27 protein-coding genes and 2 tRNA genes are annotated in these 24,025 nt (G+C 53.4%); 16 read left to right on the plus strand and 13 right to left on the minus strand.

The annotated features are described in order from the left end of the window. The first annotated feature begins 39 nt into the window (after nucleotides 1-39). Together FY550_RS07885 and FY550_RS07890 are read left to right on the plus strand one after the other, a co-directional pair. Entirely contained in the window at nucleotides 40-702 is a 663-nt protein-coding gene (locus tag FY550_RS07885; protein WP_070977421.1) for a metallophosphoesterase, read from the plus strand. A gap of 87 nt (nucleotides 703-789) precedes the next feature. Next, nucleotides 790-866: transfer RNA gene (locus FY550_RS07890), tRNA-Pro, on the plus strand. A 173-nt stretch (nucleotides 867-1,039) separates the two neighbouring features. On the opposite strand, the gene FY550_RS07895 is transcribed toward FY550_RS07890, so the two are convergent. Beyond that, nucleotides 1,040-1,294, minus strand: a complete 255-nt coding sequence (locus tag FY550_RS07895) for a hypothetical protein (RefSeq protein WP_070977422.1) — start codon at nucleotides 1,292-1,294, stop codon at nucleotides 1,040-1,042. Nucleotides 1,295-2,540: 1,246 nt separating this feature from the next. Between FY550_RS07895 and FY550_RS07900 the strand changes: the two genes are divergently transcribed. Further along, on the plus strand, nucleotides 2,541-3,341 hold the full coding sequence (locus FY550_RS07900; protein ID WP_070977424.1) for an amidohydrolase: 801 nt from the start codon (nucleotides 2,541-2,543) through the stop codon (nucleotides 3,339-3,341). A 151-nt stretch (nucleotides 3,342-3,492) separates the two neighbouring features. On the opposite strand, the gene FY550_RS07905 is transcribed toward FY550_RS07900, so the two are convergent. After that, a complete protein-coding gene (locus FY550_RS07905) occupies nucleotides 3,493-4,776 on the minus strand; it encodes a LysM peptidoglycan-binding domain-containing protein (protein WP_070977425.1) in 1,284 nt (427 codons plus the stop codon). A 230-nt stretch (nucleotides 4,777-5,006) separates the two neighbouring features. Continuing rightward, entirely contained in the window at nucleotides 5,007-5,774 is a 768-nt protein-coding gene (gene gloB / locus FY550_RS07910; RefSeq protein WP_070977883.1) for a hydroxyacylglutathione hydrolase, read from the minus strand. A gap of 145 nt (nucleotides 5,775-5,919) precedes the next feature. On the opposite strand from gloB, the gene FY550_RS07915 reads away from it, so the two are divergent. Genes FY550_RS07915 through nudC form a run of 4 tightly spaced genes read left to right on the plus strand, consistent with a single transcriptional unit; the run spans nucleotide 5,920 to nucleotide 8,750 of the window. Then, the gene (locus FY550_RS07915; protein WP_070977426.1) at nucleotides 5,920-6,753 is read left to right on the plus strand and encodes a class I SAM-dependent methyltransferase; all 834 of its coding nucleotides are present in this window, start codon (nucleotides 5,920-5,922) and stop codon (nucleotides 6,751-6,753) included. Next, nucleotides 6,750-7,214 carry a ribonuclease HI gene (rnhA, locus tag FY550_RS07920; protein WP_070977427.1) on the plus strand — a complete coding sequence of 155 codons (465 nt, stop codon included), beginning with the start codon at nucleotides 6,750-6,752 and terminating at the stop codon, nucleotides 7,212-7,214. Before FY550_RS07915 ends, rnhA begins: the two co-directional genes overlap by 4 nt. 26 nt (nucleotides 7,215-7,240) lie before the next feature. After that, nucleotides 7,241-7,972 (plus strand): DNA polymerase III subunit epsilon, encoded by a 732-nt coding sequence (gene dnaQ, locus FY550_RS07925; RefSeq protein ID WP_070977428.1) that lies wholly within the window; start codon nucleotides 7,241-7,243, stop codon nucleotides 7,970-7,972. Between the two features lie 4 nt (nucleotides 7,973-7,976). Continuing rightward, a complete protein-coding gene (nudC, locus tag FY550_RS07930) occupies nucleotides 7,977-8,750 on the plus strand; it encodes an NAD(+) diphosphatase (RefSeq protein WP_070977884.1) in 774 nt (257 codons plus the stop codon). A 98-nt stretch (nucleotides 8,751-8,848) separates the two neighbouring features. Here the strand turns inward: nudC and FY550_RS07935 are convergent, their stop codons facing one another. Next, on the minus strand, nucleotides 8,849-9,172 hold the full coding sequence (locus tag FY550_RS07935; RefSeq protein ID WP_070977429.1) for an SCP2 sterol-binding domain-containing protein: 324 nt from the start codon (nucleotides 9,170-9,172) through the stop codon (nucleotides 8,849-8,851). Nucleotides 9,173-9,292: 120 nt separating this feature from the next. Between FY550_RS07935 and sohB the strand changes: the two genes are divergently transcribed. Next, nucleotides 9,293-10,330: a protease SohB gene (gene sohB / locus FY550_RS07940; protein WP_149054461.1), complete on the plus strand. Its 1,038-nt coding sequence runs from the start codon at nucleotides 9,293-9,295 to the stop codon at nucleotides 10,328-10,330. 45 nt (nucleotides 10,331-10,375) lie between these two features. Here the strand turns inward: sohB and FY550_RS07945 are convergent, their stop codons facing one another. After that, nucleotides 10,376-10,690, minus strand: a complete 315-nt coding sequence (locus tag FY550_RS07945; RefSeq protein ID WP_070977431.1) for an ArsR/SmtB family transcription factor — start codon at nucleotides 10,688-10,690, stop codon at nucleotides 10,376-10,378. Between the two features lie 293 nt (nucleotides 10,691-10,983). Here FY550_RS07945 and FY550_RS07950 point away from each other — a divergent pair, with 293 nt between their 5' ends. Then, complete coding sequence (locus tag FY550_RS07950; protein ID WP_149054462.1) at nucleotides 10,984-11,760, plus strand: alpha/beta fold hydrolase; 777 nt, start codon at nucleotides 10,984-10,986, stop codon at nucleotides 11,758-11,760. A 15-nt stretch (nucleotides 11,761-11,775) separates the two neighbouring features. On the opposite strand, the gene FY550_RS07955 is transcribed toward FY550_RS07950, so the two are convergent. From FY550_RS07955 to FY550_RS07975, 5 genes are all read right to left on the minus strand, one after another. Further along, the gene (locus FY550_RS07955) at nucleotides 11,776-13,170 is read right to left on the minus strand and encodes a 3'-5' exonuclease family protein (RefSeq protein ID WP_233350300.1); all 1,395 of its coding nucleotides are present in this window, start codon (nucleotides 13,168-13,170) and stop codon (nucleotides 11,776-11,778) included. A gap of 110 nt (nucleotides 13,171-13,280) precedes the next feature. Then, on the minus strand, nucleotides 13,281-13,739 hold the full coding sequence (gene mntR / locus FY550_RS07960; protein WP_070977432.1) for a manganese-binding transcriptional regulator MntR: 459 nt from the start codon (nucleotides 13,737-13,739) through the stop codon (nucleotides 13,281-13,283). A gap of 254 nt (nucleotides 13,740-13,993) precedes the next feature. Then, a complete protein-coding gene (locus FY550_RS07965) occupies nucleotides 13,994-15,067 on the minus strand; it encodes an ABC transporter substrate-binding protein (RefSeq protein WP_233350301.1) in 1,074 nt (357 codons plus the stop codon). Between the two features lie 18 nt (nucleotides 15,068-15,085). Beyond that, a complete protein-coding gene (locus tag FY550_RS07970; RefSeq protein WP_233350302.1) occupies nucleotides 15,086-15,868 on the minus strand; it encodes an ABC transporter permease in 783 nt (260 codons plus the stop codon). Next, on the minus strand, nucleotides 15,868-16,647 hold the full coding sequence (locus tag FY550_RS07975) for an ABC transporter ATP-binding protein (protein ID WP_070977433.1): 780 nt from the start codon (nucleotides 16,645-16,647) through the stop codon (nucleotides 15,868-15,870). Before FY550_RS07975 ends, FY550_RS07970 begins: the two co-directional genes overlap by 1 nt. Before the next feature lie 256 nt (nucleotides 16,648-16,903). Between FY550_RS07975 and FY550_RS07980 the strand changes: the two genes are divergently transcribed. Next, on the plus strand, nucleotides 16,904-17,749 hold the full coding sequence (locus FY550_RS07980) for a hypothetical protein (protein ID WP_070977434.1): 846 nt from the start codon (nucleotides 16,904-16,906) through the stop codon (nucleotides 17,747-17,749). A 48-nt stretch (nucleotides 17,750-17,797) separates the two neighbouring features. Next, nucleotides 17,798-19,507, plus strand: a complete 1,710-nt coding sequence (locus FY550_RS07985) for a potassium/proton antiporter (RefSeq protein ID WP_070977435.1) — start codon at nucleotides 17,798-17,800, stop codon at nucleotides 19,505-19,507. Nucleotides 19,508-19,550: 43 nt separating this feature from the next. Here the strand turns inward: FY550_RS07985 and FY550_RS07990 are convergent, their stop codons facing one another. The 3 genes from FY550_RS07990 to FY550_RS08000 all read right to left on the minus strand — a co-directional run bounded on the left by FY550_RS07990 (nucleotide 19,551) and on the right by FY550_RS08000 (nucleotide 21,665). Continuing rightward, nucleotides 19,551-20,048: a hypothetical protein gene (locus FY550_RS07990; protein WP_139148646.1), complete on the minus strand. Its 498-nt coding sequence runs from the start codon at nucleotides 20,046-20,048 to the stop codon at nucleotides 19,551-19,553. 51 nt (nucleotides 20,049-20,099) lie between these two features. Further along, nucleotides 20,100-20,333 (minus strand): hypothetical protein, encoded by a 234-nt coding sequence (locus FY550_RS07995; protein ID WP_070977437.1) that lies wholly within the window; start codon nucleotides 20,331-20,333, stop codon nucleotides 20,100-20,102. Nucleotides 20,334-21,575: 1,242 nt separating this feature from the next. Then, a tRNA-Ser gene (locus tag FY550_RS08000) sits at nucleotides 21,576-21,665 on the minus strand. A gap of 125 nt (nucleotides 21,666-21,790) precedes the next feature. Here FY550_RS08000 and FY550_RS08005 point away from each other — a divergent pair. The 5 genes from FY550_RS08005 (at nucleotide 21,791) to FY550_RS08025 (ending at nucleotide 23,996) form a co-directional block, all read left to right on the plus strand. Further along, nucleotides 21,791-22,456, plus strand: a complete 666-nt coding sequence (locus FY550_RS08005) for a Bax inhibitor-1/YccA family protein (RefSeq protein ID WP_149054463.1) — start codon at nucleotides 21,791-21,793, stop codon at nucleotides 22,454-22,456. Between the two features lie 89 nt (nucleotides 22,457-22,545). Then, a complete protein-coding gene (gene tusD / locus FY550_RS08010) occupies nucleotides 22,546-22,938 on the plus strand; it encodes a sulfurtransferase complex subunit TusD (RefSeq protein WP_070977440.1) in 393 nt (130 codons plus the stop codon). Nucleotides 22,939-22,946: 8 nt separating this feature from the next. After that, complete coding sequence (gene tusC / locus FY550_RS08015) at nucleotides 22,947-23,303, plus strand: sulfurtransferase complex subunit TusC (RefSeq protein ID WP_070977441.1); 357 nt, start codon at nucleotides 22,947-22,949, stop codon at nucleotides 23,301-23,303. A gap of 10 nt (nucleotides 23,304-23,313) precedes the next feature. Further along, on the plus strand, nucleotides 23,314-23,646 hold the full coding sequence (gene tusB, locus FY550_RS08020; protein ID WP_084387999.1) for a sulfurtransferase complex subunit TusB: 333 nt from the start codon (nucleotides 23,314-23,316) through the stop codon (nucleotides 23,644-23,646). A 2-nt stretch (nucleotides 23,647-23,648) separates the two neighbouring features. After that, nucleotides 23,649-23,996 (plus strand): TusE/DsrC/DsvC family sulfur relay protein, encoded by a 348-nt coding sequence (locus FY550_RS08025; protein WP_070977442.1) that lies wholly within the window; start codon nucleotides 23,649-23,651, stop codon nucleotides 23,994-23,996. Nucleotides 23,997-24,025: the final 29 nt, after the last annotated feature.

The following is a 24,025-nucleotide window of genomic DNA, read 5'->3' on the forward strand; positions in this document are numbered from 1 at the left end:
GCGTCAGAGAAGAGAGCTGCAGGGGAGGGGGTTAAACCGATGATTGAGCGATTCGCGCCGAACGATGTCGGCCATGATTACGTCGTGGGAGATATTCATGGTTACTACGATGTACTGATGACTTCGCTGGAGCGCCTCGAATTTGATCGCTCTTGTGATCGCCTGTTTTGTGTAGGCGATCTGATTGATCGCGGACCGCAATCAGTCCAGTGTCTGGAACTGGTTCGCGAACCATGGTTCTTTGCCGTGCGTGGCAATCATGAGCTTATGGCCAAACGTGCTCTTTTCGAAAATGAATGGGGGATGTGGCTGCATAACGGCGGCGCATGGTCAAAAGAGTACGATCGGGTAGCACTGCGTACGACTCTGGCCGAATGCATGATGCAAATGCCCTGGGCCATGGAAGTGCCGCTTCCCGATGGCCGAAGAATCGGTATTGTGCATGCCGAGCCGCCCGAAGACTGGAACCATATAGAGAGTTGCGATCGACAAGCGCTGGTCTGGTCACGTAATCGCATTCAGAGTGGAGATACGACGCCGGTACAACATATCGATGCGGTGATCGTAGGGCATACCCCGGTTGAACAACCACGCGTATTGGGTAACGTTCGTTATATTGATATTGGAGTATTTCTCTCCAATCGTCTGGTCGTCGAGCGTGTGACTGATGCGTTGGCACAGACTGCATCAGCTTCCGGGTAGGGAAAATTTTTCATAACCCTTTCATTCCATACGACCTTGTTGTACGATACGCCTCGTTCTCGGGCAGTGGTCCGTGCACAGGGTTAACGGGGCGTAGCGCAGCTTGGTAGCGCGCAACAATGGGGTTGTTGAGGTCGCTGGTTCGAATCCAGTCGCCCCGACCAAGCCAGACAAATAAAAAGCCACCTGCCGTAATAACGGCAGGTGGCTTTTTATTTGCCTTGTACTGTCGAATTCAAGTAATGAATCGATCTATATAGCGCAATAAGAAAAACAGATGCCTGAAGAGCCTGATACCAGCAGGTGCCTGAATAAAAACAGGCACCCCCGGCTTCAATCAATGCCCTGAGGTATCAGGTAGTCTGGTAGCGACAGCAGAGGCGCGCCTTTCAATTTCTTCAAGGATCCCGGCACATTCATCCGACATGCCGGTATCGTTTTGCTTTGTTAATTCAACCAACGTGGAAATTTTTGAAAGCGCTGTTTTTGCTTCAGAAAGATCCTGTTCGCCGTCACTGGCAGTAATATAATCTTCCAGCCTCTGAAGATAACCTTTTGCCAGATCGACAATATTTCGTTCCAGTCTTATCATTTGTCCCTCCTTGCCGGGCAGGTTTTCGGCTTTTGCCATACAACAATGAAAAACGCCCCAGCCTGAGAGGTTGGGGCGTTGAGCTCAAGTTGTCGTAAACGGTACTTAAAAAGTACCCAACACGCAACCCTGTCTTAATCAATCGCATGGATTGATTACCATACATTCGGTTATCTTAATTTGATAACCCGAAATGGAATCAGATGAGCCTGAGTAAAAAATAAAAGATTAAATATGGTTTAATGGAGATTAAGTTAATACAGGGATCATCCGATGAATGAAAAGTTGATCTTGTATAAAAATCTTCAAAAGGGATTGTGTGAATTTTTCACTTTGAATTTTATAGAATATTAGCTGCTCAAGACCAAAGGTTTAAAATCAAAAAATATGTGCCTGCAAGGAAAGTGAATGGGTTTTGATAGTTCGTTGAGAATGTTATCCTATATCATACAACAGTATTGTCAGAAATGCCGGAATTTGGCTCTTGTAGGGTGACGTCAGTTGTTTATGGTACGGACAGAGTGGACATGAGATGTCAGATTTTCAAAATATAGTGCTTTGGTTTGCTACATTCTCGCCGCTGACCATATCGCTTGCCATGGTGCTTATAGTGATTGGAGCCGTAAAGCGAAAAAAACAACGCCCATGGGCAATAACCTTTTGCCTTCTGGGCGCTGCGTTGCTGGTTATCGCGGCACTGGGCGCCTGGTACATTGGACAGGTCTATGCCCCGCCCGGCTAAGCAGGATACAGTCATCCTCCAATCTGGATTCTTTACCATTTTCATGCTGGCAGCGTTTGCACATCATTATGGTAATAGGTTCAACTTTTCCCTTCCGTATCAATAGTTGAATCCATCGAGCGCCCGCGAAGGATTCGCCTGAGCCCCGTATAGGCAAGGGCACCCAGCGCGATGATGACCAATACGGCCAGTTGACTCATGTCCATGTTGTATCCTCCCTGATGCGTCTACCAGATAGCGTATAACACAAGACTACATTCTGCCTGGCCGCTTTGTGCATACGGACCTGATCCACCGTTTTTTTATCTGAACAGTGACGAGAGATGATCATGCCAGGACTGTAAAAGATAATGTGCGCGGACACTTGTAGGCAGGCCGTGATGCCGAGGACAGGATGACATCATGTCATCGGTAGGGTAGATGCTCTATCATGATGACGAATAGTGACGACGCCATGGCAGAAGGGCCGTTTGTCAGTCAAGAGTGTGTGATAAGGAGCTGGCCATGAGCGAAATGAGAATAACACTGGTGCAGTCGGATCCACGCGGGGATAGCATTAAAGCCAATTGCACCATGCTGGATGAGTGGCTTCGCGATGTGCACACCACCGATCTGATTGTTCTACCGGAAATGTTTGCCACCGGTTTCGCTGCACATATGCCGGATCTGGCTACCAGCATGGAAGAGAATGACGCCATCCAGTGGATGCGTAATCTCGCCGAGCGTAGTGGGGCTGTTGTCACGGGCAGCGTTGCTATTCTCGATCATGGGGAGTGCTTCAATCGACTGATCTGGGCATGCCCGGATGGAACGCTGGACTGGTATGACAAATGGCACCTGTTCCGGATGGCAGGCGAGCATCAGCGTTACGGTATGGGGCAGGAGCGGCGTGTCATCGAAATTGCAGGGTTCAGGATTTTCCTCAGTATCTGCTATGACCTGCGTTTTCCTGTCTGGCAGCGAAACATCGATAATGAATACGATGCGCTATTATGTGTAGCCAATTGGCCTTCGGCCCGCAGGAATGCCTGGCGCACACTGTTACAGGCGCGGGCAATCGAAAACCAGGCATATGTCATTGGCGTAAATCGCACCGGTGAAGATGCCAGCGGCCAGCATTATAGCGGCGATTCCATGTTACTGGATTACACCGGTGAGGCTCTGATTGATGAACCGCAGAGCGTGCCTTTTGTACGCACCGGTACCATCGGCCTTGAAGGTCTCCAAAGCTATCGGGAACGATTCCCGGCCTGGCGCGATGCCGATCATTTCTCTTTGCAACCGCGTGCCATTCAATCAGAATGATCCTTGCCTCATGGGTGCTGGCAGAGCTGACCGTCAGCACCCGTTCGTTTCTTTTGGAAGACGAAGACAAGGCCTCATCATGAAAGCTCGTGGGCGATGACTGGCTTTTCAGGTCCTGTCTGAAAATCACTTGACGCCTATCAGACAGGACTTAGTAAAGAGTCAGCTTCTGGCCCGGTCTCAGAGTTGCATCTGATCCGAGATCATTCCAGCTTGCCAGCTTATCGACCCTTACATCATGACGGCGGGCAATGGACCATAGACTTTCCCCCTCACGCACTCGGATTATTCGTGCTGGTTTTTGTTTATCCTTATCGGAGGCTGTTCCCGGCACCAGTAGCGTTTGACCAATTTGCAGCCTTGTACCGTTTATCTGGTTATGTCGTTTGAGCTGGTGCACGCTGCTCCCATATCGAGCGGCAATCGCTGAAAGCGTGTCCCCTGAACTGACACGATATTCATGCCAGCCGAGCCGCTGAGAAGGTGTCAGCTGTGCCAGCCGCTTGCTGAAGGTGTTAGCCCGGTCTGCCGGTACAAGTAGCGGCGTATTGTTACTGGGCCGCGTCAGTTGTTGGCTATAGGCCGGGTTGAGTGTTCTAAGATATTGTTCGGAAATACCTGCCAGGCGCGCTGCCTGTGAAAGATTAATCTGACCATGAGTAGTCACCTGAGCAAAGGCAGGTTGATCTGGTACATCGGGCAGGGTTATTCCATATCGATCAGGGTCAGCAACAATGGCAGATAGTGCCATCAGTTGCGGCACGTAGTTCATGGTTTCGGTGGGCAGATCGAGATGCCAGTAATCCGTGGGCCTATCATGACGTCTGGCCTTGCGGATTGCCTTATTGACAGTCCCAGGGCCTGCATTATAAGCAGCAAGTGCCAGCTTCCAGTCACCGTCATACCATCGCTGAGCCTGCTGCTCCAGATAACTCAACGCTGCGTCCGTAGCAGTAATGACATTCATGCGGCCATCATAGCCATGAGTGCGCGCCAGCCCCATGGCAACTCCGGTTTTTGGCATGAATTGCCACATGCCGGCTGAGCCAGCCGGATTACGAGCGAGAGGATTATAGGCACTCTCAATAAAAGGGAGTAAAGCGAGCTCAGCTGGCATATTTCGAGCTTCTACCCGATGTGTCACCCAGGCAATCCAGTGTTTTGCATTGGTATTGGCCTCGGACAGAAAAGTGGGATGTGCCTGATACCACTTCAACCACTTTCGAACACGGGGATCAGAGGTATCATGCGAGAGAGCAAAGCCGCGTCGCATCTGCCCCCAAAGTGAATCGCCCGCCTGGAAATCCAGGTCAAGGGCGTTATAAAAGCCCATGCGATCCTGTGGTTTCTCAGGTGTGGCGATACCCTTCATTGAACCTAGAGCCTGACCGGTAAATACAAGGCCAGAGCTGGTCAATAGCACAAGACCGGCCATCCATTTTCGAGACCGGGAGCTGTTAACAGACGGCATGGAATCGTCGTCCTTCAAGGGGCATAGAATCTGTGACGGCGGCTACATGCGCTATCGCAGCCACCCTGACTCTTGTCAAAGAAACAGGCCTGGGCAAATATTCAAAGCGCCCCTTTCGGGCGGCATACAAACCTATGGAGCACTTCTCTGGTGTGCGGTTAACACCCACGACAATACAGATTGTCATGATCGAATCAGAAGTTATCCTTCCAGGCGCGCAGAGTAGCGAAGGTCGCAAGATTATCGTGAGCGTCTCCCTGTGCCTGTGCAGCCTGTCGGACACCGGGTTCAGCCACTCTCAAAAAGGGATTGATGGCCTTCTCACGACCGATATTGCTCGGCAGAGTAGGGCGGTCCATTGAGCGCGCCTTTTGACACTCTTCAAACAGGGCGTCGCGGGTGTCGTTATCAGGCTCTGCTGCCATGGCGAACTTCAGATTCGCCAGAGTGTACTCATGTGCCCCGAAAACCAGTGTGTCATCACCAAGCTCTGAAAAACGCGAAAGCGCCTTGAACATATCTTCAGGCGTTCCTTCAAACAGACGCCCGCAACCTCCACAGAAGAGGGTGTCGCCACAAAACAGCAATGGAGGCGTACCCGGTGTCAGAAAGGTAATATGATCCAGCGTATGACCCGGCGTTTCCATGACTTCGAATTGGCGGCCGAGCAGGCGGAAGGTATCGCCTTCACCCACGGGTTCGGTAATCCCTTCGATACGTGAGTTGTTCGGGCCAATGACGCGAGGTGAATAGCGCTCCACCAGCTTGGCGAGACCGCCGGTGTGATCGTGATGATGATGAGTGATGAGAATCGTATCAACAGTCAGGCCCTGCTGCTCTACTCGCTCAATCACCGGCTCCGCATCACCGGGATCGACCACCACGATACCGGGGGTATTATCCTGCTGAAGCACCCAGATATAATTATCCTTGAATGCAGGTAACGGCTTGACGGTCAACATGGCATCCTCGGGCGTCGCTTGCAGGTTTCGATAAATTTGATGCGACGTTGCGACCATATCCCCGAGCAAACCGGAAAAACCGGTTCAGCGGCTCTGGGACGGGCCTCGACGCAAGGTGCGACAACCTTGCTGGGATGAATTCAATATGTCAAATCAGCAGTGTGGCGATGTGCGACTGGAAGAGCGGCTGAAAGCTGCCAGACAACATCTGGACTCCTCACCGGGGCGAGCCCTGTTACGCGCCGAGCGTGCCTGTCTGGGCCCGGTACTGGATACTCTTTCCGGGCGACATGGACTGGAGCTGACTACCGGGAGCTCTCTGCTTGATCTTTCAGCAGTGGGGCATGTCATGTCATGGGCACCACGTTACGAAGATGTTCGTCATGCCTCTACGATTGTCTGCGATCCAGCTTCAATACCGCTTCCTGATGAGAGTATGGAGCTGGTATTGATTCATCATCTGCTGGAACTGGTTGCCGAACCGCATTACCTGCTTCGCGAGGCAGCACGTGTCACGGATCATCATGGACGACTGTTGATCGTCGGCTGGCATCCCTATGGCGCTGCGGGCTTTCATCACTGGCTGGCACGGTATCGCGGGCTTTGGCCGATGGGAGGCATATGGCGCAGCGCTTCACGGTTGCGTGATTGGCTGACATTTGTCGACTTCGAAATCGAGCGAATGGATTATTGCGGTTTTATACTGCCCTCTTCCTCTCGATGCCATGACAGAATGGAAGCCCTGGGAAGACGCTGGAACCTCCCGATGGGGCAAAGCTTCGTGATTCGGGCAAAACGTCGGCTGCATCGAGTCACTCCGATCAGACCACGTTTTGCATCGCGTCTTCTGGTCACTGGGGCCTCATTAACCCGGGGTGTGCCGGCAGCCCGTCAGCCCTGTAATGATGAAAGGCCTCCCAATTCCCGCATCGCTCGTACCAAACGACCTATCATCTCTGGCGAACAGGAGCATTCGTGAGCAAGGACAAGACCACCGAAGTCGTCATTCATACCGATGGAGGCTGTCGCGGTAATCCCGGCATAGGTGGCTGGGGAGCTGTACTGCGCTTCGGTGATCATGAACGTCTTCTGAGTGGCCATGAAGCTCATACCACCAATAACCGCATGGAACTGACTGCTGCCATTCGATCGCTCGAAGCCCTCAAACGTCCATGCCATGTTGCCATATGGACCGATTCGGAATACCTGCGCAATGGAATCACGCGCTGGATTCATGGCTGGAGAAAAAACGGCTGGAAGACAGCTGCCCGCAAACCGGTCAAGAATGCTGAATTATGGCAAGCACTATGGGACCAGACCGAAAGACATGACATCGAATGGCACTGGGTAAAGGGGCATAGTGGGCATCAGGAGAATGAAAGAGCGGATCGCCTTGCCAATGAGGCGATGGATGCGCTGGCTGCTGAAACCGCGCCCTGACAAACCTTTCGAGGAGAAATCTTTATATGAGACAGATTGTGCTTGATACCGAAACGACCGGTATCGAGGTTCAGGAGGGGCATCGTCTAATCGAAATCGGCGGAGTTGAACTGGTCAATCGGCGTCTGACAGGCCGCCATTATCATCAGTATATCAACCCCGAGCGTGCCATCGATGCGGAAGCCATTGACGTACATGGTATTACCAACGAACGAGTGGCCAACGAGCCGGTATTTGCCGATATTGCCGATGAATTCTGGGAGTTCATTGCCGGCGCCGAACTGATTATTCACAACGCACCTTTTGATGTCGGTTTCATCGACCATGAACTTGCACAACTCAATACCACTCGTGGCCAGCCTGTACTGGGCCCGGTCGCCGAATACTGCAGTGTACTGGATACCCTGAAACTGGCTCGTGAGCGCCACCCCGGACAGCGCAACTCGCTGGATGCATTGTGCAAACGATACGATGTAGACAATGGTCGACGCGAGCTTCATGGCGCATTGCTGGATGCCGAGATTCTGGCCGACGTCTATCTGGCGATGACTGGTGGCCAGACATCACTGGTACTGGGTAGCCGGAATTCCCGGGAGCAGACCAGTGCAACGGATGTCAGCGGTATTCATCGATTGGCACCGGACCGCCCCGCATTACGAGTAGTACAACCTGGTGCCGATGAGTGGCAGGCTCATCAGCAGGCACTGGAGCATTTGCGCGAAGGTGGTCAATGCCTTTGGGACCAGTTGGGCAACTGATGTCATGTTGATCCGGGATATCACCAGACTAACCGATTGCCGTCATGGCCATCTGATTCTTATCAATGAACAGGGCATAGCCGACAACGGCGATGGCGGTGTCCTCCAGCCTGTCACTCGCTGGCCTGAGGGCGCCATGGCGTTGGGTTATTGGTACCAGACGCCTGTCGCCGTCCTGTTTGTTGAGGACGAAACTCCCTGGCCCGCGGCGCGGGATTGGCTGAGTCGGCTCGATGCGGATTCTTTTGCCCTGGTGTCGACAGCTTTACAGGTAGTGCGCTGGGCGCATGATCACCGCTTTTGCGGCCGCTGTGGTACACGCATGAAACGCCGCCAGGGTGAATTTGCCATGGAGTGTCCGGAATGCCGCCATCGCAGCTATCCACGCATTTCACCCTGCATCATTACCCTGGTAACACATGGACGCGAGCTGCTATTGGCACGCAGTCCGCGTTTCCCGGCAGGACGATTCAGTACGCTGGCAGGATTTATCGAACCAGGCGAGTCGGCCGAGGAAGCCGTTAAACGCGAGGTCTTTGAAGAAGTGGGGGTTATGGTCGGACGAATCAGCTATTTTCGCAGTCAGTCATGGCCAATGCCGCACTCATTCATGATGGGGTATTATGCTGAAGCCTCCAGCCGTGAATTGCTCATTGATGGTGTAGAAATCGAGGCTGCCGATTGGTTTTTGCCCGAGCAGTTGCCCGGCTTACCACCGTCATATTCAATTTCACGTCATTTGATCGATAATTTTCTACACAGTATCGCGTGGTATTGATCAGAGATAAAAAACACGAAGGAACTACGCTGCCACACTTTAATCAAGCATCACAGTGATACTCATGGCGAGAGAGCAGTTCCAATCCGGGAAGAAGATCAGGGAGTTGTGTTGTCGAATAACCGGCTCAGCCTTGCAACCAGCATGATATCTCCCCTGACACGAACCTGCCTGGACATTACTGCCTGTATACCACCCAGTTCATGGCGTATCAGCCTGGCCAGTGTCTCGGCACTGGTAAACAGGGTGGCGGCAGGAGCTTCGTGAATCCCCTGAACAAAATGAAGTTCTCCGTTATCGATGATCATGTGCCAGGTATCGCCTTCATCGAGCTCGAGCTGGAGTACTTCCTGCAGACCGCGTGCAGCGCTACTGTCGAAGCGATTTTTGAGTTCGGCAATCAGAGTGGTGCTGTTATACATGATAGGCAGAGAGTGACTGGTCCGGGGTGAATGATCAATGCGGGTAAACTGTCCGCTGCTCCGGTCTGGAACAGCTTTATGCTATCTCCGCCTTACACATCTCATCTATGAGGATATATCGTGGGAGACTGGTTTTACGAATATGGATTATTTCTGGCCGAGGCCATGACTTTCGTAGTGGCGGTCGCCGCCATTGCGCTGATTATCGTAAAGGCTCGTAACCAGGCGGGTGGCCATCGGGGAGCTACCCTGCAGGTGCGCAATCGTCACACCTACATGCGCCATCACCTGGAAACGCTCGAGGATGCAAAACTGTCTCGGGCTCAACGAATTCGCCAACACAAGCAGCGACGCAAACAATCCAAACGCGAGCAGCGTGATCGTACGGGTGATCATCGCAAAACACTTTGGGTGCTGGATTTTCATGGCGATCTCAAGGCATCACGCATACCCGCTCTGACTGAAGAGATCTCGAGTATTCTACTGGCTGCCAAAAGCGATGACGAAGTCATGCTGCGTCTTGAATCGGGGGGAGGGCTGGTACACGCCTATGGACTGGCCAGTGCTCAACTCGACAGGCTAAAGCAAGCCGGGCTCAAATTGACAGTTTGTGTCGACAAGGTAGCGGCCAGCGGCGGGTATATGATGGCCTGCTGTGCTGATCGGTTGATTGCGGCGCCGTTTGCCGTTATTGGCTCGATCGGAGTAGTAGCTCAGGTACCCAATGTACATCGCCTGTTGAAGCGTAATGATATCGATGTCGAAGTACTGACAGCCGGACGTTACAAGCGCACCCTGACTGTACTGGGAGAAAACACCGAAGAGGGAAGGGCCAGATTCCTGGAGGATCTGCATGAAACTCACGAACTCTTCAAGTCATGGGTCAGTGAGCATAGGCCGGTACTCGATATCGAGCAGGTTGCCGATGGTGACATCTGGTTTGGTCGCCAGGCGCTCAAGGACAAGCTGATTGATGAGGTGAACACCAGTGAAGCCTGGCTCCAAAGCCGTGGCGAGGATGTTCGCATTCTGGAAGTAGCATTGAAATCGAAGCGCTCGGTAATGGAGCGGCTTGGTCGTACAGCCAGCAAAGCAGTAGAGCGAGGGGTTGATCGAGCCATCGAGCGAGTTACTGCATCTCGCTGGGACCACCAATAGAGTTCAGCGCTGACACTGTCAATTGTCAGCGTCAGCGCTGTCCTGTCAGGACCGGTTCAGTCCTGTCAAGGTATCGATAACAGCAATAGCTTGCTTCCCCCGCAGCGAATAGTAAATGGTCTGCGAGGCTCGGCGAGTATTGACCAGCTCTTCCCTACGCAATACTGCAAGATGCTGGGAGAGTGCCGATTGACTGAGATCGAGCTTGGTATTGAGTTCGGAAACCGACATTTCACCCTCCCTAAGCAGGCAGAGAATACGCAATCTATTCTCATTGGCCATTGCCTTGAGTAATGAAGCGGACTCGATGACCATTTCGCACCCTGCCGCAGCGAGAGGTGCTGAGGGACATGCGCTCATGAGGACTCCTTTCGGGAAATTCAGAGTACGAAGGGCTCGCACCCGTTGTTCACCGAATGATCAATAAACCGATGATGGTTGTCCATGATCTGATTTAACGCTTTTTTAACGGTTAGGAAAGTCCTTTTTCAGCACACGGCCCGAAGAACCCTCAGGAGTTGGAAACCCCGCTTGAACTGATTGGTTTTTCCCGAAATACAGATAGTCCTTACCGAACGGGTAGCATCACGGGTCGTGTTCCGGAAGCGATGCTACACTCGGGCAGCAGAGTTTCCGGTGAAAGGATAAAAGGTATGACGCTGGATTTGCATCATATGGATACGGGTGGCCAGAAACCGGTTCTGGTAATCCTTCATGGTCTGTTTGGCAGTCTGGATAACTGGCGCTCACACATCCGTAGCTGGCAGGAGAAATACCGGGTGGTTGCCATGGATCTGCGTAACCATGGGCAGTCTCCTCATGCGCGGGGCATGAATTACGAGGATATGGCTCTCGATGTACTTCGTGTTCTGGATCAGCTGGATATAGAGCAATGCTCACTGCTGGGCCATTCCATGGGCGGCAAGGTAGCGATAACACTGGCACGTCGATATCCGCAGCGCATCTCACGCCTGATCGTGGCTGATATTGCCCCCATGGCTTATGAACATGGCCATGAAGACATCTTCAAAGCCATGCATGCTGTCGAGGACGCTCAACCCGAATCGCGTCGCGAAGCGGATGATGCAATGAAGGAAGTTATCGATACTGCCACCATTCGACAATTTCTTGCGACCAACCTGGTCCGTGATGAATGGGGCATACTGGTATGGCGCGTGGGTCTGGAAGAAATTGAAACGGATTACAGTGCAATTGTAGCCCCCCCTGGAGGAGAAGAGGCTTATCCTGGTCCGGTACTCGTTTTGCGTGGTGAGCGATCCGATTACGTGCCCGACAGCGCCCGCAATGTCATCATGCAGATACTGCCACAAGCGCACATTGAAACTCTGAAAGGAGCTGGCCACTGGTTACATGCAGAACAACCGGAGGGCTTTCGGCAGAGCGTTGACAGGTTCATGACAACTGGCTGATAACCCGAGCCACCATCAGTCCAGGACGATAATATCGTTACTGTTATTGCATTCGGTCATGAAGCGGTGAAGGATGCGATAAGTGTCGGCATCAAAAGCGGTCGGCTTCTTACGTTCGGGCGCATCCATAAGGTGAGTGACACTTCCCAGATACCGCCACTGGTCCACCAGATGATAAGTCGCTATCCCCTGATCATCACATTCCCGGAATGCCACACGTCCGGGCCACGGCCAGTGGTGGATGCGCAGTTTCTCAAGTGCGGCAAGCAGTCGCTCGGTATGTGACGTGATGGACTCTTCGCCGCAGCAGGCTCCACGACAGCGACCGAGTTGATGCGAAAAGCATCGGCCCCGGCCGCTTTCGAGACCGAGGATGCGTGGGCAGAGCCTGTGCTCCTCTGCAATCTGACGTAATGCTCGTGTAGCTTCTCCCCGAGAGCGAAACATGCCGAATGTCATGTCTTCCTCTGTACTTCCCAAAGCCTCGGGTCCAGCCAGTTCGAGGCGACCGGCAGATTGCCGCCAACACCACGTTTTCAGTGTGGATTGTCGTCTGAGCTTTCGATTGTAGATCGGTGATAATTGTTTGATCAGTCGCGCTTCAAGCAGTTGTGCACCCAGATCACCGGCGGTTTCATGCCATTCCAGATGATGCAGCTGACGCATGATTTTCATTTCACGATCATTGCGATAATCGCTATTGAAATGGCTTAGTACTCGGGAGCGCAGGTTGACGCTTTTACCAATGTACAAAGGCATCCGATCCTGGCCCAGGAAAAGATAGACACCCGGTCGGGTCGGTAGTTCGTCGAGCAGATGGGGGTCGAGATGTGCAGGCAGGCTCCGATTACGAAATTGCCCAACAGCCAGTGATTCGATCTTTTCGGCGGCATGATATCTGCTCCAGTGCTGCCAAAGTGATAACAGGGCTTTGGTATCACTCAGTGCGCGGTGGCGTGAAGCACTCAGGAGATCATGCCGACGAAGCAACTCTCCCAAACTGTGATGATAGTGATCAGGCTCAAGTTGACGGGAGAGTCGGAGCGTGCAGATTACCCGAGCACCAAATCGAACACCCAGGCGGCGATATTCGTTACGCAGAAAACTGATGTCGAATCGCGCATTATGCGCCACCAGGATACTGCCATCGATCCAGCGGTAGAATTCATCGGCAATGGTTTCAAAGGCAGGCTGCCCTTGTACCATCTCGTTGCTGATGCCAGTCAGTGCAGTAATGGAGGGCGGAATCAAGACCCCGGGATCTACCAGAGTAACGAAACGATCCACCACGTTACCGTCCAGAACACGCAGAGCCGCGATTTCGGTAATGCGATCTCGAGTAGCGCGGGTGCCGGTAGTCTCCAGATCAAGAAAGGTCAGCGGAGTATCGGCCAGTGGCAAATGGGACAAAACGGAATCAGGCGGCATTGAAAGAAGACAGCTCTGACACGCTACGTTCGTGTCGGCACAGGATCTCCGAAAAAAGGGGATTATGCGCCAGCGAAGAACATGAGCTTGAATCAGCGATCTGAAGTTTCCCGGTTACCGCGTGCCCGAGCAGCCAATTCGGGATTTTCCTGCAGGAAACGATGCATGGCTGCAACGGTTTCATCGCTGCAATGGTGCTCGATGCCTTCAGAGTCGGCACGCGCTACTGCGTCGGGTACACCCAGTGCCACCAGGGTATCAAGCACCACCCGATGGCGCGAAGCTACCTTTTGAGCCAGCTCTTCTCCTGACTCGGTCAGGAAGATGCCCCGGTAGGGGCGAGCATTCACCAGGCCATCACGCTTGAGCCTTGAGACAACTTTCGAAACCGCAGCAGGGCTGACACCAAAACGCTCGGCAAGATCGCTGGCACGTGCCTCCCCAAGATGACGGTGCAGGTGCGCAATTTCCTCCACATAATCTTCGACCAGTTCGCGCTGATGATCCTGGCGAACACGCTCGAAGTGTTCGTGGTGGGGCGTTAGATTCATGTGGCTCTCGCGACTCTCGGGTTATTCACCGAACAGGGTAAAAATAACACATAAAAGTTGAGTATAATAATAAGGATTGTGCCTGTTCAGGTTGGCTCTACCGCCCCCGGCGTCAAAGCCTGTATAGCGGGCTGCCCATCATGCGCAATGATCGACTGTCATGGAAGCGTTGACTGCCTGCCGCCCTGAACATATTAGAGAGATCGGGTTTCCATCTCCTGCAACAGCTTTTGCCCACGCGTGTAATTGCCGCGCTATTTGCTGGGTATTCGATTGACATCCACCGCCAGCTCTTCAAGAGATGCCGTTTTCTCTATGGCACCACGTTCTTTCAGAAACTGACCGAATTCCTGATAGCGTCTCGCATCGACGGCAGCAGGTCGCAGCGCAAAACGTGGCAAACTGGCATCCCATGCCTTGCGATTGACTTCATTATCGAGAGAAGCATCCCACGACTTGAAGACTTCCCAGCTCTCTTCAGGATGATTGATGATCCACATGGTGGCGAACTCAACTGCCTTGAGAAAGCGTGAGATCCGATCTCGTTGTTTTGGCAGTGCTTCCGCATTGGCGACCAGAATCAACTCATCGTAGAGAGGAACGCCTTCCTCCTCAATATAGAAAGGATGTCCCTTGACGCCTTCCTGGGCCATCTGAGCAGGCTCAAAATTTCGAAATGCTCCTGTCACGGCATCAACACGACCACTGATCAGTGCGGGCGTCAGGGAGAAGTTGACATTGACCAGCTCGACATCCTCCATGGTCAGGCCAGCATGGTGCAGCATGGCCTCCAACAGCACTTCCTCTACTCCTCCTACTGAATAGCCGATCTTCTTCCCTTTGAGATCAGAGAGCTGCTGAACACTTCCATCGGCCCGTGTCATCAGGATATTCAATGGTGTACCGATCAGAGTCCCTACCCGTAAAATCGGTAGCCCCTGGTCAACCTGCAGATGCAATTGTGGCTGATAACTGACAGCCAGATCACTGCGTCCGGCGGCAACCAGCTTGGGTGGGGCACTGGGGTCAGCCGGTGTCGAGAGCTGGACATCCAGTCCGTACTCTTCGAACAATCCTTTCTGGGCAGCCACCACCAGCGGGCCATGACTGGGGTTGACGTACCAGTCAAGCATGACATTCATGGTATCCAGCGGCGGTGGTGAAAGTGCATTATCAGAATGCGTTTTACCCTGCCCATTGGCCGAAGCGGCCCCGAGACCCTCCCCGGAAGATTTTTCACTTGCCCAGACCCGTGGCGCAAGCAATGACAGACCCAACAGCTGGGTAACACGACGTCGACTCATGAAAGGGGAAAACCGCTGGTTCATGGCTGGTCTCCGGGTTGATCAGTCATCGTTATGGCGACGGTCCGGTTGCCATGGCAGCAACCTGCGACATAGCCCGTCGACAAGGAAATAGAAGGCAACGGCAAATATCACCAGCACTACAAGTGCCGCAAACATCAAATCCGTCTGCATACGTCCGTTGGCCTGAAGCATCAGATACCCTAGGCCAGCACTCGAGCCGACCCACTCACCGATCACGGCGCCGATCGGGGCAGCTGTAGCGGCCATGCGCAGCCCTGAAGCAAATGAAGGTAGTGCAGCGGGGATACGAATGTACCAAAGTCGCCGTAGTGAAGTGGCGCCCATTGTCGTTGATAGATCGAGCCATTCCTGCGGAGTTTGACGGAGCCCGTCATAACTGTTGGAGGTTACAGGAAAATAGATGATCAGCATGGCCATGATGATTTTGGACAACATGCCGTAGCCGAACCACAACATAAGGATCGGAGCCAATGCGAAAACCGGAATTGCCTGGGTGATCAGCAACAATGGCAACAAGGTACGCCGGAGTGTCGGCATGATGATCAGGGCAAGGGCGGTCATGACACCCAGCAACACACCCAGGCAAAACCCGACCATGATTTCCACCAGCGTAATCATGCCATGGTGAAGCAGCAGTACACGATTCGCCCAGAGCGTCATCGCCACGCGTTCCGGGCCCGGCAGAATATAGCGGGGCAGGTCGAACAACATTACGAGCAATTGCCAACCCACCACCAATAGGGTGATACCGAGCAACGCGGGGGCGAACAAAGACCAGCGGTGCATGAGACGTAACATCATCAGGAATACTCCGTTTCCTGAACTGCCTCATTCGACTGGAGCAGCGCAAGCAAATGGCGCTGGTGATCGATCAGCTCGCTATCATTGATGTCTCGTGGCGGCCTTCCGGAAGGTGCCTGATGACTCGACAGCGTAGCCGGCATGCCATGCATGAGTAGTAGGCGATCTGCCAGGCGCAATGCTTCCGAAGGATCATGGGTGACCATGAGTACTGTTCGCCCTGCCAGCAAACGGAGTGCAAGCTCATGCAACTCCAGACGGGTGATGGCGTCGAGAGCAGCAAAAGGCTCATCCATCAACACCACACTGGCGCCTTCATAGAGTGTACGCGCCAGCGCAATGCGAGAGCGTTGCCCCCCGGAGAGCGCAGCCGGACGCCGCCGGGCGGTATGTGCCAGCCCCACAGCAGCCAATAATTCCTGGGCACGTTGATAATCCGGTGAATGGCCGCGCAGCCGACTCCCCAGGGTGACGTTATCGATTACCCGGCTCCAGGGAAGCAACAGATCCTGCTGTGCCATCCAGGCTATACGGTTCTGAAGAGGGAGGTGATCGCTGGTGCCGAGAGTGAAGCTCGGTTGACCACCCGTTGGCAGCCCGGCAATCAGGCGTAAAAGGGTACTCTTGCCACAACCGCTGCGCCCCAGCAGACAGGTCCAGCTCCCTGCCGGAAGCTCCAGTTCGATATGTTCGAACAAGGGCATGTCATCGTAGACAAGGTGTACATCATTCAGCTGTACGGCAGGTGGCGCCACCGCATCAGCGGAAGTAGATGGCATCGACAATCTCCATGTCGAGGCGAAGGGCGTGCCTCGGCACGGTCCGGAATTCCCTCCGCCGGTATTAACCGGATCAGGTTGCGAGTCTTTCACGACTCAGGGGTTGTGTTACCACTCTCAGCCCATTGACATCAGGGCACCCCCATCCAGACAACTGACAGTGTATATGTCATGCTGGACTTCGCCCAGTGCTTCCGGTCATGGCGTGTTCATGGCCAGCCAGTAAAAAAATTGTCAGTGAGTTTCGAAGCTGCGCATGCATCCCGATGAAAGTCTGACCAACCGCCTCGCCATGCTGATTGATCGTGAGCTTGATGCATTGCCATTGGCCTGGCCAGATGCCTCCAACTGGTGCTGGAAAAGTCGTGGGCTCTCGCCAGAGTTGATCAAGCTGGCACGTACCGGCATCGAATCTCCCTTCTGGAGGGGTATATGGCAGCTGTTCGGGTTCGATCGCTGGCAACATGCACGAATGCTGCCCCGGGTGGCCGGTATGCTGCCCCCCGACCTGCCTCTACTGCCGGTGCCGCTCACTTTTCTGGCTTATCTTCAGCAAGCCCCGGTCTGGAGTTTGCCCTGGCGACAGGCAGAGCAAGCGCGCTGGACGGAACAATTTGCAGAGCAACTGGGTCATCAGATAGGCCTGCTACACCGTGAGACTGCCGACTGGTTCGGACACCCTTTGTCCGGACGGCATTCGCTTGACCTATGGCCAACAAGAGTTCGCAAGTTTTTGCAACAAGCGGATGCCCAGGCGCTTCAGGCGTTGGCTGACATCCCCCTTGCCTCGCCGAAGAGGGCGACATGGTGCCTGCCGGATCTGCGTGCTGACCAATTTCTCGAAAGCGCAACCGATGGGTTCTGGAGCGACTGGGAAGCATTGGTCATGGCGCCCATTGAGTTCGATTGGACACTATTGGAGTTGTTGCTGGTCAACAGCTCATTGCGACAATCCTTTTGTCGCGCTTATCAAAGATATGGGGCGATCCCCGATATTGAGTCATATCGTCTGCATCATCGCGGGATATTATGCTGTCTTGAGGTGTTTGGCCCGATGTCGTGGCCCCTGATGCGTGATCAGCCTGTCTGGCTGAATACTTGAACCGGCCAGGCTTCTGCGAACAACCAAAGTGAACAAAGATTGTGAGACGTGAGTGATTTCAACGGTCTTTTCCTGATCGGCGGCTTGCTGCTGACCCTGAGTATTCTGGCCAGCCGACTCTCGGCCAGAATGGGCATGCCCTTGTTACCCCTGTTTCTGGGTATCGGCATGCTGGCCGGGGTCGATGGTATAGGCGGGATCGATTTTCAGGACTACTCCCAGGCCTACCTGATCGGGCAGATGGCATTGGCCATGATTCTGCTGGACGGGGGGCTGCGCACCCGCATGAAGACCTTTCGTGTCGGGCTTCGACCTGCACTTTCTCTGGCCACACTGGGTGTCTTTATCACCAGCGGGCTAACAGGCCTGATTGCCATGTGGGTCTTCGATCTCAATCTGTTACAAGGATTACTGGTCGGAGCTATCGTGGGTTCAACCGATGCTGCAGCCGTTTTCTCGATGCTGGGCCGCCAGGGCATTCATCTCAATGAGCGCGTAGGTGCCACGCTTGAAATCGAGTCGGGTACCAATGATCCAATGGCGATTTTTCTGACGCTGTTGCTCTCTGAACTGCTGACGGGCACCGGCAGAGGTCTATCGGACAGCCTCTGGCTGTTCATCAGCCAGTTTGGAGTGGGCCTGGCAGTCGGTCTTGGGGGCGGCCTGCTACTGGCACGCTTGCTTAAATGGCTGGATCTCGCTCCCGGTCTTTATTCACTACTGACAGCTGCCATGGGATTTATCCTGTTTTCAGTGACCAACCTGCTGGGTGGTAGCGGATTTCTGGCCATTTACCTGGCAGGTCTGATGATCGGCAATACAAGGGGCCGTCATCTGGAGTTTATTCTTCCTGTTCATGATGGCCTGGCCTGGCTCAGTCAGATCGGTCTGTTTCTGACGCTGGGCTTACTGGTGACACCAAGCGAGATGATCGACTATGCGGCGCCGGGTATTCTGGTTGCTCTGACACTGATTTTCGTGGCCCGGCCACTGGCAGTACTGATCTGTCTGAAACCCTTTTTCGGCTTTCGCTGGCGAGAACTCTTTTTTATTGCCTGGGTAGGATTGCGCGGAGCGGTACCCATTGTGCTGGCCATTTTTCCTGTTATTGCCGGTGTCACAAATGCATCCCTTTATTTCAATATCGCCTTTTTTGTGGTCTTGATTTCACTGATGTTGCAAGGGACTACTCTGGGGCCTGTCGCACGCCGCCTGAAAGTAAGTCTGCCTCCCGCGACAGCTCCGGCCAGGCGGCAACTGCTGGGGATTCTGCCGGAAGATGACTATGAAATGTTCGTCTATCGAATCGAGAGCCAGCGGGTCGAGAACACCCCCTTGCGCATGTTGCGTTTTCCATCGGGGGCTACAATGGCTGCGCTGTTTCGCAACCATGAAATGATTCATCCCAAGGGCAGCACACGCCCTCAGGCGAAGGATGTCGCCTGTGTGATCGGGCGCACAGCAGATCTACCAGCGCTTAATCGGCTATTCAGCGGTGAGGCCGAACTCAAGCGAGAGCGTGACTTCTATGGCGCCTTTTCGCTTGAAGGGAGCGCCGCCATGTCAGATATCGCCGATGCCTACGGCCTTACGCTCTCACCCAATGAACGTGATAATACGCTAGGCGAGTTCATTTCTCGTCGGGTCGGTGGCAATCCGGTTGTGGGTGACGATATTGACTGGCACGGCATTCACTGGGTGGTACAGGAAGTGGAAGGGAATCAGGTATTGCGCGTAGGCCTCAGACTGCACGGCTGAAGTTCGCCATGCAGTCATGCGAACCTTCTGTAGCCCAAATTCTTTATGATGATGCCGGCTGAACTTTCTCGGGTTTCAGTACTGAAGCTCCGGTAATCGATTGACCTTCATAACGCAAGACACGAAAGCCTTGCTCCTGCAAGGGAAGCAGCAACATGACCTGTTGATTGATGGGTTCTACCAGCATCAGCAACTGTTGACCGGGGTACTGCTGCCCACCACTGATTCGAAAGACACTGCCAGTAGAGGGCTGAAATGTCTGCTCGTCATGAGCTTTCATATCTTCATTGGCCAGTTTTAACTGAAAGCTTTCAGGACTGAAGCGTGTAGGAGCATAAAGCGTCAGCTCCAATGGTTGGACCGGACATTTCGCACAATTCACCGTACCACTGACCTGGGCTGCCACCGGGGGCTGATCGGCATCCGGGGCGTGAGCAGTATCATGTTCAATCCCAGCACAACCACTTAATACCACCAGACTCAGCGCTGCAGTCATCAGGATAGGACGCATCGATTTTCTTCCAGGGTTCGGGCCTGACATGTGATCTCCGGCATTATGCCGGAGATCAGACTATAAAATGACTTGTTAAGCTTAGTTCATCATCTTCCAGAAATTGTCCTTGTTCCATGTAGAGGGTAATGGTTCGTCATCACTATCAAGCTGAATACGGTGTTCCTGATCGAGCAGGTTGCCCTGAGCATCGCACTCCTGAAACTCTCCTGCGTGCCCCGGACGATCACCAGGGCTGAACATCCTGCCTTCCTTGTGAAAGCCTTCACGGTTCATGTTGCCCTGGGTAAAGCCACGTCCTTTATCACCCGTCATATGCTCATCTCCCTGACTCGAATGGCTTTTCAAAGATTAGGCAAGAGAGGTTCTGGCTGCAATGCCTGGCTGCCCATTGGCATGGCGCTACCCGACAGCGCGCAAGGTCTCATGAGGCGTGCAAAGAGTAAAAGTATGGTTCATTTGATGCCAGGGGGATGACCGGGGCTATTCAAAATGCTAAAAGCGGTGTCAGACTATGTTAATCATAAGTTGTTAGACGTATCAGAGCGTGAACGTAATGCATCAGAGCCGAGATATGAAATATCCTGATCACTCCAGTTCCGATCCCCGTCAGCAACATGCGCATGGCGTTTTCGCGGCAACTTGCGACCGACATGCCATCATCGTGACTGCGCCATTCCATGACATCCGATACAGAAAGGAGAGAGGAGCGCTTTGTCAGCTCGAAGCAGGAGGTCACCAAGCGGGCAATTCCTGCAGGACACTTGCCCTCATGAATGGCACCAGGCGACCAGGTAGCGAAGATATCTTTGATGCCAGCCTGCAGTGTCCGGCATGTCAATGGGATGATTGTGTCTCACGCAGCGCGGACAATCGGGAATGGCACTGCTGGAACTGTGGACATACCGAAATACTGGTCTACTGAAGCTTGGCGGACCATCACACAGGTCCTTTTGTACAATAGCGTCGCAGGATACGACAAGGGCCCGCCATCACGACGAGCCCCTGCACAGTAATAAGCGAATCCGGGAGGTCGTCAGACCTCACTCTTCCATATAGTGTCCGCTGCCTGACCCGACCTTTAGCGCCCCAAGGACGAATACACCCATGACACTCATTGTTAAAACATAACCCGCCAGATAAATCATGCCCTGCAGCTCCCTGATCTACTTAATGGAACTGCTTACTCAGCGTCAGTATGCATTTATCAGTGACTGTTGGCTTTTAAGCAGACAGCACGAGTGTCATGCATATGTCAGACATTGAAAATGCTCCTTTTGGGGGAGAGCATTGTGTACTGCTTTCAAGTATTCAGACCGGGCAAGACTTTCTCTTCTGCAAGTCGCGCAAAAGACATTGCTTATTCCCTGCGAGCATGAACAGGAAGCTTACGCACAGCTTGACGGCATATTGACCGGAAACAGGATATCCATCAATTTGATAGGCAGAAACAACAGGCGGGAACGGCAAAAGCAAATTATCTGTCACAGTCTTGCTGGTAACGGCTTGTCTGGGCAGGAAACCGGATTTTCACCAGTACTGGCAGGAATGAAAAGGTGGCGGAGGGACAGGGATTCGAACCCTGGAGGGGCGTTAACCCCTGCCGGTTTTCAAGACCGGTGCAATTGACCACTCTGCCATCCCTCCGGCTCACGGCGAGCAATCATACCAGCCACAAGCATTCCGTCAAGGTGATGTCTTGCGGAGTCCATGGGGAGTCTGCATGCTGTGCACCCGCCGGGTCCGATTCAGGGTATTGAAGGAGAGCTGTAATGGCCAATAGAACCTACGATGTTTCGCAGACAAGCACTGCTTCGCTGTCGAATCACAAGGTATTGCGTAATACCTACATGCTGCTGTCGATGACGTTGCTCGTCTCGGCTGCTTCAGCATGGGGCGCCATGGCAATGGGTGTAGGTCAGATGAATATCTTCATCTTTATGATCGGCGCCTATGGATTGATGTTTCTGGTCCACAAGTGCAAGGACTCTGCTGCCGGCCTGGCTGCCATTTTTGCCTTTACGGCCTTCATGGGATTCACGCTCGGGCCAATGCTCAATCTTTACCTTTCCCTCCCCAACGGTGGTCAGATCGTGGGGCTGGCTCTGGGAATGACCGGGTTGACCTTTGTGGGGCTGTCTGCCGTGGCACTGGTCACTCGCAAGGATTTCAGCTTTCTCGGTAACTTCATCATGGCAGGCGCCATTGTGCTTGTCCTGGCCATGGTGGCGGCCATGATCTTCCAGATTGAAGCCCTGGCACTGGCCGTCTCGGCAGGATTTGTGCTGTTCGCTTCAGCCATGATCCTGTTTGAAACCAGCCGTATCGTTCATGGCGGCGAAACCAATTACATTATTGCCACCATCTCTCTATATGTCGCCATCTACAATCTTTTCGTGAGTCTGCTGTCGATTCTCGGTGTCATGTCTGACGACTGAGCGGCTGCAACCAGGTAGCGAACGGAGTAATCTGATGGCCCCGTGCCCGCCAGGGTGCGGGGTCATTGTGTCAGGGAGATGCCTCAACGATGAATTATGCCTTGCTGGTACTGGGAGGCCCTTATAGCCAACAGGCAGCTCATTCGGCGTTGCGCTTTGCCATGGCGCTACCGCAACGCGGTCATCGTGTGGGCACCGTCTTTTTTTATCATGAGGGTGTCTACAACGCTGCCAGGTTGATGACACCTCCACGAGATGAGCCGCACCTGTTGAACCATTGGCGTGAGCTCCATGATCAACAGCAAACGCAGTTATTCGTTTGTGTCGCTTCGGCACTCAGGCGCGGTCTTCTGGATACACGCGAAGCGCAACGCCATGACATGAATATCCATACCCTGGAACCTCCTTTTGAATTGACCGGGCTTGGGCAGCTGATCGAAATCGGCCTGAGCCACGACCGCTTCCTGACCTTTGCTCCCTGAGAATATTCATGATGAGTGAACAGCGGATTCTGATCATCGTTCGTCATCCTCCGATCGGCTCAAGCTGGGTGCGAGAAGCGCTTGAAGCGGCACTTGTCGGCGCCGCACTTGGCCAGTCCATCTCGTTGCTGTTCATGGGGGAGGGAGTATTGGCGCTATTGCCGGATCAGCAAACCGGACCATTGGGCCAGAAAGGTACAGGCGCCATGATCGACGTGCTGCCCTTGTATGACATTGAGCAGATCCATGTTGATCAGGAGTCTCTTGAACGATTGGGACTCCGGCAGGAGCAGTTGAATTGTGAAACACGTCTGGCGAGTCCAGTCAATCTGATCACACAACATGACCTGGTACTGAATTTCTAATGAGTCGATCATGATGGCAGACACTATCCAACTGCCGGCCATTTCTTCCGGAGCGACACTGCATTTGCTCAATCGTGCTACTCATGCGCATGGCACATGGGAAGAGATGATGCGGGCACTGGGAGAGCAGGATCCGGTACTGCTGATTGAAGATGGCGTCACCAGTCTCATCCGTCCTCCGAAAGCTCTGATGGCACTGGGAGAGCGCCTTTATGTCCTTGAGGAGGATCTGCAGGCCCGCGGCGTGACATCATTACTTTTCGAGATCGGCGCCCAGCGCATTGACATGCAGGGGTTCGTGCTTCTGACCGAACGTTGTGAACGTATCATCAGCTGGTTCTGAATATGGTGGATAATAAACAACAGATCGACATCAATGGTTGCCAAATTCTGCTCGATCAGGAAGGTTATCTGATTGACCCGAAAGACTGGACGACGGCTATCGCCGAAGCGCTGGCCGAACAGGAAGGGCGCATACTGGATGAACGTCACTGGGCCATTATCACATTGGTGCGGGAGTTCTATGAACGCTATGAGATGGCCCCCGCCATGCGCCCGCTGGTCAAACTGGTACGTCAGACACTTGGCGAAGAGCAGGGACAGTCGATCTATCTGATGAAGCTGTTTCCGGAGAGTCCGGCACGTGTAGTCGCGCGTCTTGCCGGTCTGCCAAAGCCAACCAATTGTCTTTAATGGTGCTGGATATGATGTCTCAGGGCTGG

The organism is Kushneria phosphatilytica (genome assembly GCF_008247605.1).
Lineage (GTDB): Bacteria > Pseudomonadota > Gammaproteobacteria > Pseudomonadales > Halomonadaceae > Kushneria > Kushneria phosphatilytica.

Bases quoted from the DNA above. Each gene is read 5' to 3' on its own strand.
- FY550_RS07885 (WP_070977421.1), top strand. From the start codon at position 40: ATGATTGAGCGATTCGCGCCGAACGATGTCGGCCATGATTACGTCGTG.
- FY550_RS07895 (WP_070977422.1), bottom strand. From the start codon at position 1,294: ATGATAAGACTGGAACGAAATATTGTCGATCTGGCAAAAGGTTATCTT.
- FY550_RS07900 (WP_070977424.1), top strand. From the start codon at position 2,541: ATGAGCGAAATGAGAATAACACTGGTGCAGTCGGATCCACGCGGGGAT.
- FY550_RS07905 (WP_070977425.1), bottom strand. From the start codon at position 4,776: ATGGCCGGTCTTGTGCTATTGACCAGCTCTGGCCTTGTATTTACCGGT.
- gloB (WP_070977883.1), bottom strand. From the start codon at position 5,774: ATGTTGACCGTCAAGCCGTTACCTGCATTCAAGGATAATTATATCTGG.
- FY550_RS07915 (WP_070977426.1), top strand. From the start codon at position 5,920: ATGTCAAATCAGCAGTGTGGCGATGTGCGACTGGAAGAGCGGCTGAAA.
- dnaQ (WP_070977428.1), top strand. From the start codon at position 7,241: ATGAGACAGATTGTGCTTGATACCGAAACGACCGGTATCGAGGTTCAG.
- nudC (WP_070977884.1), top strand. From the start codon at position 7,977: ATGTTGATCCGGGATATCACCAGACTAACCGATTGCCGTCATGGCCAT.
- FY550_RS07935 (WP_070977429.1), bottom strand. From the start codon at position 9,172: ATGTATAACAGCACCACTCTGATTGCCGAACTCAAAAATCGCTTCGAC.
- FY550_RS07945 (WP_070977431.1), bottom strand. From the start codon at position 10,690: ATGAGCGCATGTCCCTCAGCACCTCTCGCTGCGGCAGGGTGCGAAATG.
- FY550_RS07950 (WP_149054462.1), top strand. From the start codon at position 10,984: ATGACGCTGGATTTGCATCATATGGATACGGGTGGCCAGAAACCGGTT.
- mntR (WP_070977432.1), bottom strand. From the start codon at position 13,739: ATGAATCTAACGCCCCACCACGAACACTTCGAGCGTGTTCGCCAGGAT.
- FY550_RS07965 (WP_233350301.1), bottom strand. From the start codon at position 15,067: ATGAACCAGCGGTTTTCCCCTTTCATGAGTCGACGTCGTGTTACCCAG.
- FY550_RS07970 (WP_233350302.1), bottom strand. From the start codon at position 15,868: ATGATGTTACGTCTCATGCACCGCTGGTCTTTGTTCGCCCCCGCGTTG.
- FY550_RS07975 (WP_070977433.1), bottom strand. From the start codon at position 16,647: ATGCCATCTACTTCCGCTGATGCGGTGGCGCCACCTGCCGTACAGCTG.
- FY550_RS07980 (WP_070977434.1), top strand. From the start codon at position 16,904: ATGCATCCCGATGAAAGTCTGACCAACCGCCTCGCCATGCTGATTGAT.
- FY550_RS07990 (WP_139148646.1), bottom strand. From the start codon at position 20,048: ATGTCAGGCCCGAACCCTGGAAGAAAATCGATGCGTCCTATCCTGATG.
- FY550_RS07995 (WP_070977437.1), bottom strand. From the start codon at position 20,333: ATGACGGGTGATAAAGGACGTGGCTTTACCCAGGGCAACATGAACCGT.
- FY550_RS08005 (WP_149054463.1), top strand. From the start codon at position 21,791: ATGGCCAATAGAACCTACGATGTTTCGCAGACAAGCACTGCTTCGCTG.
- tusD (WP_070977440.1), top strand. From the start codon at position 22,546: ATGAATTATGCCTTGCTGGTACTGGGAGGCCCTTATAGCCAACAGGCA.
- tusC (WP_070977441.1), top strand. From the start codon at position 22,947: ATGATGAGTGAACAGCGGATTCTGATCATCGTTCGTCATCCTCCGATC.
- tusB (WP_084387999.1), top strand. From the start codon at position 23,314: ATGATGGCAGACACTATCCAACTGCCGGCCATTTCTTCCGGAGCGACA.
- FY550_RS08025 (WP_070977442.1), top strand. From the start codon at position 23,649: ATGGTGGATAATAAACAACAGATCGACATCAATGGTTGCCAAATTCTG.